Origin of the sequence: Taishania pollutisoli (assembly GCF_014518315.1) — a bacterium.
GTDB classification, from domain to species: Bacteria; Bacteroidota; Bacteroidia; order Flavobacteriales_D; family Crocinitomicaceae; genus Taishania; species Taishania pollutisoli.
Window position 1 is genome coordinate 208680 of record NZ_JACVEL010000002.1, and the last position, 12842, is coordinate 221521.

Annotated in this window: 11 protein-coding genes; 7 read left to right on the forward strand and 4 right to left on the reverse strand. The window is 40.8% G+C overall.

Features of this window, described 5'->3' with window-relative positions:
* Positions 1 to 55 precede the first annotated feature (55 nt).
* The 4 genes from H9Y05_RS04090 to H9Y05_RS04105 form a co-directional block, all read right to left on the reverse strand.
* Positions 56 to 949, reverse strand: coding sequence for a WD40 repeat domain-containing protein (locus H9Y05_RS04090; RefSeq protein WP_163490908.1), 894 nt, complete (start codon positions 947 to 949; stop codon positions 56 to 58).
* 267 nt (positions 950 to 1216) lie between these two features.
* Entirely contained in the window at positions 1217 to 3067 is a 1851-nt protein-coding gene (locus tag H9Y05_RS04095) for a tetratricopeptide repeat-containing sensor histidine kinase (protein WP_216713570.1), read from the reverse strand.
* A 116-nt stretch (positions 3068 to 3183) separates the two neighbouring features.
* Positions 3184 to 3837, reverse strand: coding sequence for a response regulator (locus tag H9Y05_RS04100; protein ID WP_163490906.1), 654 nt, complete (start codon positions 3835 to 3837; stop codon positions 3184 to 3186).
* A 173-nt stretch (positions 3838 to 4010) separates the two neighbouring features.
* Complete coding sequence (locus tag H9Y05_RS04105; RefSeq protein ID WP_205729553.1) at positions 4011 to 4625, reverse strand: NifU family protein; 615 nt, start codon at positions 4623 to 4625, stop codon at positions 4011 to 4013.
* A 294-nt stretch (positions 4626 to 4919) separates the two neighbouring features.
* Between H9Y05_RS04105 and H9Y05_RS04110 the strand changes: the two genes are divergently transcribed.
* The 7 genes from H9Y05_RS04110 to dnaG all read left to right on the forward strand — a co-directional run bounded on the left by H9Y05_RS04110 (position 4920) and on the right by dnaG (position 12838).
* Positions 4920 to 5588, forward strand: a complete 669-nt coding sequence (locus H9Y05_RS04110; protein ID WP_216713571.1) for a hypothetical protein — start codon at positions 4920 to 4922, stop codon at positions 5586 to 5588.
* 11 nt (positions 5589 to 5599) lie between these two features.
* Positions 5600 to 5905: a hypothetical protein gene (locus H9Y05_RS04115; RefSeq protein WP_163490904.1), complete on the forward strand. Its 306-nt coding sequence runs from the start codon at positions 5600 to 5602 to the stop codon at positions 5903 to 5905.
* A 14-nt stretch (positions 5906 to 5919) separates the two neighbouring features.
* A complete protein-coding gene (locus H9Y05_RS04120; protein ID WP_216713572.1) occupies positions 5920 to 6663 on the forward strand; it encodes a pentapeptide repeat-containing protein in 744 nt (247 codons plus the stop codon).
* A gap of 17 nt (positions 6664 to 6680) precedes the next feature.
* Positions 6681 to 7199, forward strand: a complete 519-nt coding sequence (locus H9Y05_RS04125; protein WP_216713573.1) for a 3'-5' exonuclease family protein — start codon at positions 6681 to 6683, stop codon at positions 7197 to 7199.
* Between the two features lie 367 nt (positions 7200 to 7566).
* The gene (gene pckA, locus H9Y05_RS04130) at positions 7567 to 9177 is read left to right on the forward strand and encodes a phosphoenolpyruvate carboxykinase (ATP) (protein WP_205729552.1); all 1611 of its coding nucleotides are present in this window, start codon (positions 7567 to 7569) and stop codon (positions 9175 to 9177) included.
* A 153-nt stretch (positions 9178 to 9330) separates the two neighbouring features.
* Positions 9331 to 10764 (forward strand): S41 family peptidase, encoded by a 1434-nt coding sequence (locus H9Y05_RS04135; RefSeq protein ID WP_216713574.1) that lies wholly within the window; start codon positions 9331 to 9333, stop codon positions 10762 to 10764.
* Between the two features lie 91 nt (positions 10765 to 10855).
* Positions 10856 to 12838: a DNA primase gene (gene dnaG, locus H9Y05_RS04140; RefSeq protein WP_216713575.1), complete on the forward strand. Its 1983-nt coding sequence runs from the start codon at positions 10856 to 10858 to the stop codon at positions 12836 to 12838.
* The last annotated feature ends 4 nt before the right edge of the window (positions 12839 to 12842 follow it).

Below are 12842 nucleotides of genomic sequence, written 5' to 3' on the forward strand. Positions count from 1 at the left end.
TTGATAATTGAACATTGATAATTAATCTCCCACACTTTCAACTTTCAACTCTCCACTACTTAACTCCCCAAACAATTATCCGTGCATCATCTGAAGCGGTAGCAAATGTCGTATCATCTATCTTCACTGCACAATTGACCGAATGCCGGTGCCCTCCTTTTTTCAGATCGAGTCGTTGCAAAACCGACCAATCCTCTGTATTCCATATTTTGATTGTTTTATCCCTGCTGACAGATATCATCAATTCATCATTGAGTTGAATGAGTTCGTAAACCATATAGTTGTGTGCGGGAATCCGCTTAAAAAAAGATTTAGAAGCAATGTCGAGCAGACTGATGTGTGCATCTTTTCCTCCTGTGATTAACAGATGTGTTCGTTCAAGTATCGTTCCCACACCACCTTCATGTGCAAAAAACACATCGATGAGGTTGAAATAAGTCGTGTCGATGCATCGGATGTTTCCATCCTGGCAGCAGAGGTAAACCAGAGAACCGTCTTTCGAAGGAATAATTCTCCTGATTTTACCACAATCAAAAGGAAGCTGGATTAACAACTCCAATGTTTGCGTATCCCAAACAGAGAACGTTCCGTCGCCATCGGCGCTGTAAAATTGCCGCTTCAATTGATTTTCTGCTAATGCAAAAACACCTTTTTTATGAAGTTTATAGAATTTCACTTCTTTTCGTTCCACCAGGTCAAAAATGTGAAGGTCTCCGTTTGATAACCCGGTGATGAGTTTTGAATGTCCGTCAATTAACTGAATGGAATACGGAGTAGCAGGAAGACGAATCGCGAATTTGTCCTGTTCTCCTGTGGCTAAATTCCAGCGAACAACATATTTGTCAGCACTGGCGGAATAAATGAATTGTCCGTCATATTGCAGCGAATAGATCGCACCGGAATGGCCTTCAAAAACCAGTTTTTTAGAAAAATCAGTAACTCCGGACATGCATCTTGTTTTACGCCTACAAAATTATAGGATTTCAATCAACGGAGAACATTTCTCTCAATTAAAATCAATTCTTATAGCTGGCACACGTTCAATGATGAATCACAAATAATGAATTATCAATTATCAAAACTTCGGAACAAAGAATCTTCTTTCCGACATTTGATAATTAAGCATTGATATTCTAAACTTTCAACTCCTTCAAAAATAGTACCCCTATACTTGATAATTCAACATTCAACATTCATAATGCATCATTACTACTCCTTATCCGAACTCAACAACTACCCGTGTTCCTTTTCCTTCTTTCGATTCAATACTGATTGTTCCGTTGAATTCTTTCACACGCTGTTCCATGTTTTGTAATCCATATCCTCTCTTGGCAGTTTCGGGGTCAAATCCCTTCCCGTTATCCGTTATTTCTAATTTTGAAGCGCTGATCAGCACACGTAATTCGGTACAATTTGCATATTTTGAGGCATTGTTAATCGTTTCCTGGATAATTCTGAACAAGTGAAGCGCCAGTGCAGGGGAGAGAACGGTATTTTTATCTGTTGCAACAACAGCAACACGGATTTCTCTTCCTCCCAGAATCCGGTTGGCGTATTCTTCCGCTTTTCGGTACAATTCATCAATTGTGAGTTCCTGTTTGTGAATGGACCAAATGGTTTCCCGCAATACAAAATTGGCATTGGAAGAAATGCTGCGGATATCTTCCAGGTCTTTTTTATCAGTTTCATTCGTTGTACGGAATGCTTTCATGTCCAGTTTCGACGAAATCATGGTCAACTCCGCTCCCAGGTTATCGTGCAAATCCCGGGCAATACGGTTCCGCTCAGCTTCCAGGTTTTGTAAACTGGTAATCGTCGATTGTTGCCGGTCCAATTTTCTCCGTTGAATAATCAGTACAATGATAATGATAAGGATGACAATGGCACCGATTAATACCAGTAGCAGCAGGGTTTTATTTTTATTTTTAATAATTTCTTCCTGAAGCGCTAATTCTTTTTTCTCAGTATCAAACTTCACTTTCATTTCCGAAATGGCTTTGTTGGACTGTTGGTTGTAAATGGAATCCATTTGTGCAACGTACAATTCGAAGTATTCGTCAGCTTTTTCATTGTTTCCTTTCAAGGTTTCCAGGCGAAACAATCCTTTGTAGGCATGGCGGATATTATAATTCGATTCCATTTCCAATGCAATATCCAACCCCTTTTTCAGGTATTGTTCTGCTTCCGGAAAGTTTTTCTTATCCAGGTAGCTCATTCCCAGGTTGACAGCAACGAGAGAAATACCACTTTTGACACCGACCTCTTCGTATTTTTCCAGTGATTTTTTATAATACTCAATTCCCTTTTCCAGATTTCCCTGTTCACGTTCTAAAACTCCCAACCCCTGGTAAACTCCAGCAAGGTATTCAGTATGTTTAATCGCTTCAATTTCAGGAATAAGCTCCAGGTACATGTTCCGGGATGTGGTTGCATCACCTAATTTCCGATAACAATTTGCAGCGTTGATCTTGGAAGTAATGACACCGACTTGATTACCATATTTTGTTAATAATTCAATCGCTTGCAAGTGAAATTTCAATGCTTCTTCATACCGGTTGATCCGTTCATATACATTGGCGATATTGGTGTATACCTGGCCGATTAATTGTTCTTGCCCGGTCTTTTTAAAATAATCTAAACTCAGTAAATTGGCTTCAAGACATTTATCGTGCAGGCCTTTTTCATAATACGTGTTTGCAATTTTATTGAGGGATTTGCCCATTCCGATTGTATCGTGCAACTTCGTCCGGTATTCCAACGCTTGTTGATTCAATAGCAGGGAAGAATCCAGATCACCGCTATAGAAATAAGCAAAACTCCAGTCATTCCAAATGGTCGCAAGAAAAGCGGAATCGTTTAGCATTTTTGCCTCTTTTTCAGCCATCCGCCCATATTTTTTTGCCTCTTCCGGTTTAGACGCCGCCAGGTAAAACGATAAATCGACAAGTGATTGCGCTTTTTCTTTTCCTTTTTGCTTTGGATATGCTTTCTTGAGTGCATCAATTTCCGGTTGACTCCAAACAGAAAGAGAAGTAAGAAATGTCAGAAATAAAACAAATGAGCGCATAGGTTTAAAAATGAAAGTTTTACACCAAAAGTAATTTTTTTTTAGATAAAACGGTTTCAGTAGCGGGCAAAGAATGATTGAAAAATAATTGATTTGTGAAAATCAGGTGTTTTTTGTTAGATTAATCCGCCCTTTTTAGCTTTTTCCAGGGCTTCAACTTTGTTGTGAACCTTCATTTTCTTGTAGATGTTTTCCACGTGTTTTCTTGCTGTCCCATAACTGATGAACAAGTTGTCGGAAATTTGATCATAGCTGAGTCCCTTAGCGATTTGTTCCAATACTTCCAGTTCCCGCCGGGTCAACTCATAATCTTTTTCGATAACAACTTCACTCGGTTTTCCTTTTCGGATCAGTGTTAGTGATTTCTTAGCGATCATCGGACTCATCGGAGCGCCTCCTTCCAGTGCCTCATAAATAGATTTGTGAACTTTCACCGGTGGTTCATCTTTGAGAATGTATCCGCTTGCACCGGCCATGATGGCTTCAAAGATGTTTTGTTCATCGTCAAAAACCGTACACATGATGATTTTAATATTCGGCCAGCGATTGGAAATGATCTCCGTTGCCTGTACGCCATCCATTTCCGGCATGTTGATGTCCATGAAAATGACATCAACAGCGTGATTGTTTTCCAGTCGTTTGACCATTTCAGAACCATTGGAGACGATTTCTACGACTTTGAATTCAACGGCCAGTTCTATTTTTTCCTTTAAGGCCTGAGCGAGCTTGGAAATGTCTTCAGCAATAGCAATTTTTATTATTTGGGTCATGTTCTACTGTATTTGATTACAAAATTGGAAATTTTAACCAATCTTCAAAATACGACAAACTTCGGATTTTTTGTAGCAGTCTATAACATTGAAAGTGGAGAGTTGAAAGTGAATCATTACACACATTTCCAACTTTCAACTCTCCACTAATACACGTTTAATGCTTCATTCACTTAACCGTTAATCGCAACAACTTCCGTTACTTCGGGGATGTATTGTTTCAGTAAGTTTTCAATTCCACCTTTCAGGGTAGCTGTAGAAGAAGGACAACCGGAGCAAGAACCTTTCAGGATCACGGATACAGTACCGTCGTTGAATCCCAAATAATCGATTGCACCACCGTCATTTTCTACGGCCGGACGTACATATTCATCCAGGATGTTGGAAATGGCATCGTCGAACTCAGAAGGAGATAAATTAGCCAGAATAGATGCTTTTTCTTCTGTTTCTACTTTTGCTTCTACGTTTGCAGTTTTTTGCGGCATGGCAATTAATACCTCTTTTCCGTCTTCAATCCATGTTTTGATAAACTGACGCAATTCCATTGTGATAAAATCCCATGGAACATTATTTGTTTTTGTAACGGTAACGAAGTTAGCGGCGATGAAAACACCATCTACAAAAGGAAACGAAAACAATTCTTCTGCCAGCGGAGAAAAACCTTTTGCTTCTGATTTATTTCTGAACTCTGCGGAATCTCCCGTCCCAAGTAAGTATTTATTAGCAACAAACTTCATTGTTGACGGATTGGGAGTCATTTCTGAATAGATGGTAACCGGAACTTTCATATTGATTTTATTTTTAGAAATACAAAGGTACGGATTGTTTTGATGAAAATGAATTGGAATCTTGTTTTGTTCATCGGATTCTGTTTGTTAGTTTGCATCCCGTGTACACGGCAAAACTTCCGTCAGCGAAAAAAAATACTGCCTGAACGGTTAAAATGATACATATTTGTTAGGTTTGTTAACCAAAACCACTGAAATAAAATAAAAGCAGAGTAAATAATGAGGTAAATTGTTACCGGGATTGTGTGAAAACCGGATGAACAAAAAGCGGTCATTACAAGGATAGGGATCAACATGAAACATGAAATAGACGAAATAAGGCAGCACCGATTATTTGCGGAAATCAAACGTTTTGAAAAATGGATGCACAGGCAACCTGCTTCGGTTATGAGAGAATTTAATTATACGCATTGGAATCAGATTTACCAGGAATTTGAAGTGTTTATGCAGACGACAGAACCGGATGAATGGTCAGCAGCAGAAAAAGAACGGTTACTGTTTATCATTGCCAAAGATTATGAGACGCAGAATCTGACCTATTGTCTGAGTGAAAAAGTGATTGTAGCATTGGCAAAAGAAAGTATATTGACCGGAGAGAGTGATGCAAAATGGCAAATGGCATTGCAATTACATAAAATCACGGATAAAACACTTGCTTTCAACCTGCTCGAACAGTTTGTCAATGACCAGGATGAATACGTCAGCAGACGGTCGTTGATGGAACTCGCAAAATTGCAACCGGATAAAACAGAAGCGTATGCCGTTCATTTTTGGAACAGAAACATATATGGAGAGATGGATGAATACCAAAAAATGGCAGTTTTGCAGACGTTAAAAACCATTCATTCACCGCTGCTGGAAGATTATATTGCGCAGGCGAAAGCAGATAACAGAAAATACTTGTCTGATTATGCCCGGAAAATGGAGGAGACCGGTGGCGTGCACCGGTTCAATGAAAATTGATGTAAACCGCGATGACGTACAAACAACACATTCAACACCTGTTACAGCGCAACGATTGGGAAATTATTGAAATCGGCTCCGGTCTGTTTTGGTGGGATTTGGAACACTGGAAGATTTGCCGGTATGCACAATCAGAATTAGTGATTTGTTTTATGGGCGATCCACTGTCTGAAAATCGTGTCCAGGAGGTGCGATTGAGTATACAATTTCCGGAAAGAAGAGATGAGCAGGGAGCAATTGCTTCCATCGACCTTCAAAACGGACGATTCGATGAACAATTGAAACTATTTGAAGATCAGCTTGTCCGGTTTAAATAAAAGGTGCCATTCTCATGAAAGAGCAAACCTGTAAAGTCATACAAGCCTGGAGTGTTTCCAATATCGGGATGATTGCCGAATTGGAGAGTCATTTCAGGGGGCTTGCGTATGGAAGCATTCTGAAATCGTTGACATCCGGGTACAGTTGGACAATTCACCAGCGGGTTATTCCCGGGTTTATCGTTGATGAGGTGACCCGTTTTGAGAATGAAACGGAAAGCCTGGCACACCTTCGTTTTAGCTCGGTTGAAGCAAGGGAAACCGCAAAGCAGCAATTGCTGCAGAAAGACAAAAATTGTATTTTTCAGTACAAATTAGAGCCAAACGGACATCGTGAAAAGCCAAAGACAGGAGAAATTCTAAAGTTACTTTCCTTTGAGGACCAAAAAAATGATTTCCTGGAAGCTTACCGGAACGGACAACGGTATTTTAAAGACCTGGACCTGGAGAATGTGTCATTTGATAACGAAAACCTGGAAGGAATTACATTCGAACACTGTGCATTGTATGTGAGTTTTCGGAATGCCAACCTGCGAAATGCTACGTTTTTGAATGGAGGTATAAAAACTTGCGATTTTACAGGGGCGGATCTGACAAATGCCCGCTTCGAGATGCTGACAATAGAGTCGGCCGAATTTGCTTTTGCCAGGATGGAAGAGGTGCAAATTAAAAACTTGTACGCGTACGGGCAGGAAGTGTCAGAAGAAATGTTTTTCAGGATAAAGCAACAACAAGAAGAAGAATTAAAAAATAAGTAAGAACAAAAACGAACGAGATGGCATACATCATGGTAGACATAGAAAGTGACGGGCCGATTCCGGGAGATTACTCGATGATTTCGTTTGGTGCAGTCCTTGTTGATCAGGAGTTGAACAAAACATTTTATGGGAAACTACGTCCTGTTTCAGACCGGTTTATCCCGGAAGCATTAGTCGTTTCCGGGCACTCCCGTGAAGAGACGTTGGCTTTTGAAGATCCAAAAATTGTTATGGAAAACTTTGCGAAATGGATTCGGGAAGTGTGCAAAGATCAACCGGTTTTTATCAGCGATAACAACGGGTTTGACTGGATGTTTGTCTGTTGGTACTTTCACCATTTCACAGGAAAAAATCCGTTTGGGTTCAGCTCACAAAACCTGGGAAGTTTGTATAAAGGATTGTTACAGGATACCTTTAAGAACTTCAAACATTTGCGGAAAACAAAACACACCCATCATCCTGTCGATGACGCCAAAGGAAATGCCGAAGCTCTGCTAACCATGAAAAATGAGTATGGACTAAAAATAAAACTATAAGACCGAGACGCCTAACCACTATCATTTCATTGCTCACCATATGGCATTATGATTAGTTGATATTATGACTTTTTGATAGTACGATGCATTGACATTATGACTTGGTAATAAATTGATGTTATGATTAGCTGATAGATTACTTCTACCCAAAAAAAACTTCTCGCTTTCAACAGATCACTTCTCATTATCTAACGTCTAGCTTCTAATACTCTAACATCTGGTATCTCGCTTCTGGCATCAACACTAAGTTGTTAACAATATTTAGAATGCCTGTTGGAAAATATCTGACTGTTTTAGGCGTTCATCCAAATAGAACCGCTAAATTTGTGGCGAAAATAATAGCATAGCTAATAAATAGGATACAATTATGGATATGTTTGGAAAGTTGGGTAAAAACACAGATTTAAAAACATCTATCGGGCTCGATAAGTTGGGCAACCAATTCTGGAATTTAACCCCTGCGGAATTAGTGGAAGACACCATTTTGCTGGGACAAGGAATGTTAACTGATACAGGAGCAATCGCTGTAGAAACAGGTGAATTTACCGGACGTTCTCCAAAAGACCGTTTCGTGGTATGTGACGAAAAAACAGAAAATGCAGTGTGGTGGGGTGATATTAACATCAAGTTTTCTCCTGAGAAATTTGATGCGTTGTACAACCGCATGAAAGCATACCTGATCGGAAAGGACGTGTATGTACGTGACAACTATGTGTGTGCAGATGACGATTTCCGTTTGAATGTTCGTACAATTACCGAATTTCCCTGGTCAAACCATTTTGCGAACAACATGTTTCTTCGCCCTACGGATGCTGAATTGGAAGACTTTACGCCAGACTGGCACATCGTATGTGTTCCCGGGTTTTTAGCGATTCCTGAAGTAGACGGAACCCGTCAGCACAACTTCGCAGTATTGAATTTCACAAAGAAGATGATCATCATCGGAGGTACGGGATACACCGGAGAAATTAAAAAAGGGATTTTCTCTGTGTTGAACTTTATTCTTCCACACGAGAAAAACGTATTATCCATGCACTGTTCCGCTAACATTGGTGAAGCAGGAGACACTGCGGTTTTCTTTGGGTTGTCAGGAACAGGAAAAACAACATTGTCCTCTGATCCGAACCGACGTTTGATCGGTGATGATGAGCACGGATGGGCCGACAACACGGTCTTCAATTTTGAAGGAGGATGTTATGCAAAAACAATCGACTTATCCCGTGAGAAAGAACCACAAATCTATGATGCGATTAAATTCGGAGCAATTCTGGAGAACATTGGTTTTGTAGACGGAACTTCCACTCCGGATTATGAAGATAATTCAATCACAGAAAATACACGGGTTTCTTATCCGTTGGAACACATTGAAAACACAGCGGTACCGTCCATCGGTTCTGCACCTAAAAATATTTTCTTCCTCACATGTGATGCGTTCGGAGTATTGCCTCCGATCTCCCGTTTGACAAAAGAACAGGCAATGTATCATTTCATGTCCGGATACACGGCAAAAGTTGCAGGTACTGAAGTAGGAGTAACAGAGCCGACAACAACATTCTCAGCATGCTTCGGAGCGGCATTCTTGCCGTTACACCCTGCAAAATATGCGGAATTGCTTGGAAAGAAACTGGAAGGAACAGACATCAAAGTATGGTTGATCAACACCGGATGGTCCGGAGGTTCGTATGGTGTAGGAAGCCGTATGAAACTGAGCTACACACGTGCAATGATTACAGCAGCATTGACGGGAAAACTGGACAATGTGTCGTATGAGAAATTGCCGGTGTTTGAATTGGAGTTCCCTACTTCTTGTGAAAATGTGCCGTCAGAAATACTGAATCCGCGTGAAACGTGGGCAGATAAAGCTGCTTACGATGAAAAAGCAAATAACCTGGCAGGACAGTTTGTTAAGAACTTCGAAAAATATGCAGATCAAACAAGTGACGCGATTAAAAACGCAGCACCGAAAGTATTGGCATAACAATAAGACCATTGATAAATAACAAAAAATCCTTCAGTAATCACACTGAAGGATTTTTTGTTTAATTTAATGCCGCATTCAAACCGTTCAAATGGTGTTCAGAATGACTACCTGCGATGCAGAATACATGAAAACGTGATAATTGTCTTCCACATGAAAATAACCATTTTACTCTTCTTCCTCACATATAGTACATTCCATACAAACGGACAGGAAACAATTCAGCCACCACAACGATTGAGTACGGATGCTGCAAAAAGTGATTTCCGTTCGTTGATTTTGACACTTCGTGAATACCATCCGGCGTTACATGAATTCGTTGAAGAAAAAACACTTGAAGGTACAGCTGATTCCATTTTGCACACAATCCGGGACAGTATTTCGGAGTTACAATTACACCAGCTGGTCCGAATCTACCTGGCTCGCATCGGGTGTGGTCACACGGTTGCCATTCCCTCAGAAGCAAGCTATGCTTATTTCCGTGCGGATTATGCCTTTATTCCGTTTGATATCTATTATGTGGAAGGAAAAATGTACATCAAAGAACTGCATGTGGATGGAATGGATGAATTGACGGGAGCCGAGTTAATTGCGATCGAACAGAAACCAGTGACGGAGATCATTCAGGAACTAAAACAGATCCAGCCCCGGGATGGTTGGCAGGAATCATTCATTGATTACAACATTCAGGACAATTTCCGTACGTATTATCGGTTTCTATATGGTCACAAACCGACTTATGAAGTGGAGTATAAACAGAAAGGGAATACGGGAAAAATAATTCTTCCTGCCGAGACAACTCTTCCCCAAAAAGAAGAGAAACGGCAGCTGCCGGACACTACCCGTTGGAAACTGACAAAGGAATTCACACATGCGGAGTTGTACCAGTTCAAAAGGGATTCGAAATGGAATATGCTCCGGGTGAAAAGTTTTAACACCCGTACATTTAAAAAGACATACAAAGCAATCTTTAAAGAGATAGACGAAACCGGAGCAGATCACCTTGTCGTTGATCTGAGAGGGAATGGCGGTGGTTATTTCCCGAATGGAAATTATTTCCTGAGGTATTTTATGCGGGAAAAATTCAGTTACCATTTCTATGAATCCGACCGGAAAAAATCCAAAGATGTATTACAACCGGAAAGTAAAAATGCATTGACAAAATTTTTGTTCGCACTCATTCCCGATAGAAAAGACAAGCAAGGTTACCGGACAAATAGCTTGACCTATAAACCAATCCGTAAGCATGCATTCAACGGTTCTGTTTTTGTCCTCACAAACGGTGGAACGTTCTCAATGGCTTCTTCAGTAGCATCCTATCTGAAGCACAAAACGGCAGCTCAGTTTATCGGAACGGAAACAGGCGGTGGAGATGAAGGTTCCAACGGGATTCTGATGAGTTGGTTTGTACTACCGGCATCTCAAATCAGGGTCATGATCCCGTTTTTTCACGTAGATCATGCATTTCCGGGAGTCGAAAAGGGAAGAGGTGTGCTGCCGCACGTAGCGATTGACTATTCCATTGATGATTTGCTTCAGCAAAAAGACAAGGAACTGGAATACATAGAAACGTGGATCAGTAAATAACCGTTTTCAGGCCTTAAACTTATCGGACTTCATGCTGCAGGGGTGTTCCTATCTGAAAGATTTGTTGTAATTTTGAGTATTCAAAAGAAAAATGGCAAACATTCCCCCGCATATTGTTGACGACATCATGCAAACCGCTCGTATAGAGGAGGTCATAGGAGAATTTGTGAGTCTGAAAAAGGCAGGATCAAACCTGAAAGGATTGTCCCCGTTTACGGATGAAAAAACACCTTCATTTGTTGTGTCTCCCGGGAAACAGATTTTTAAATGTTTTTCTACGGGAAAAGGAGGAAGCGTAGTGACATTCCTGATGGAAAAAGAACATTTTTCCTACCCGGAAGCATTGAGGTGGCTGGCGGATAAGTACGGTATCCAGATTCCGGAAGAAAAACCACTTACATCCGAAGAACAGGCAGCGATTTCCGAACGGGAAAGCCTGCACATCATCAATGAATTTGCCAAAGAGCATTTTAAGAAAAATATGACCGGAACAGAAGAAGGAAAGTCTATCGGGCTGTCCTATTTTGTTGAGCGGGGATTCCGTCCGGATATTATCGAGAAATTTCAACTCGGGTATTGTTTAAACTCAGGGACGGACTTTACCGATGCTGCCAGAGAAAAAGGATATAAACTGGAATACCTGGAAAAAGTCGGACTGGTCAAAACCAAAGATGACCGCAACTTTGATTTTTTCCGTGGCCGGGTCATGTTCCCGATCCATTCTGTTTCAGGTCGCGTACTTGGTTTTGGAGGGAGAACCTTGTTTACGGACAAGAAAATTGCGAAATACTTCAACTCCCCGGAAAGCATCATTTACAATAAAAGTGAAATTCTCTACGGGTTGTACTATTCCAAAGGAGACATTATCAAATATGATAACTGCTTTTTGTGTGAGGGGTACACGGATGTCATCAGTATGTATCAGGCGGGAATCCAGAACGTCGTTTCTTCTTCCGGAACATCACTTACCAAAGAACAGATTCGTCTGATCAAGCGATACACGAACAATGTAACGATTCTCTACGACGGAGATGCAGCGGGAATTAAAGCATCGTTCAGAGGAATTGATTTGATTCTCCAGGAAGGGCTAAATGTAAAAGTGGTACTTTTCCCGGATGGAGAAGATCCGGATTCCTATTCCAAGAAAGTGAGTACTTCTGAATTGGAAAACTACATCAAAGAACATACACAGGATTTTATTTCCTTCAAGGCAGATATTCTGCTGAAAGATGACGGTGATGACCCGTTGAAACGTGCCGAACTGATCAAAGACATTGTGCATTCGGTCGGATTGATTCCCGATTCGATTACCCGGACGGTTTTTATTCAGAAAATAGCTGCTGAATTTCAAATCCAGGAAGCAGTCCTTGATTCGGAACTACTGAAAATCCGGAAAAATACACTGGCAAAAGAGTTCAATGAACCGGAAATAAGAGAGCTTCCCGTCGAACACCAGGCGGTTGAGACATACCCGGAATTTATTCCTGAATTTACAGAAACAGCAACCGGGGTCAGGCTACAGCCGGAAGAATTTGCATTGATTCGTCTGATGGTATTGTACGGTCCCCTGGCAACAGAAGTCATGGCATTGAACGAGCACGGGCAAATGGAAGAAACGGAAATATCCGTTATTCAATACATCTGTAATGAGCTCGAAGAAGATGAATTGTTCTTTGACACTCCCGTATTAGCCAAAATACACCAGGTGTATGCAGAAGGATTGGCCAATAATGAACTATACCGTTCTTCTGTTCTCAAACGCCAGGAAGATCAGGAAATCGTTCGACTGGTTAGTGACATTGAAGCTAATGAACACGAAATAAGCGACAATTGGTACATCAAACACCACATTGAAACACGAAAAGACGGAGACCGTTTGAAACAGGCTGTTCCGCAGGCAATTTATGCCTTTAAGTTGTACAAGTTGGAAAAACGGATCAATGAAATTCGCCAGGCATTAAAAAATGATATACAGGACGAGGAAGAATTGACATTGTTACTGGTGGAACAGGTAACATTGGAGAAAATTAAATTACAGTTTACAAAAGAATTGGGACGGACGATATTGAGATAACATT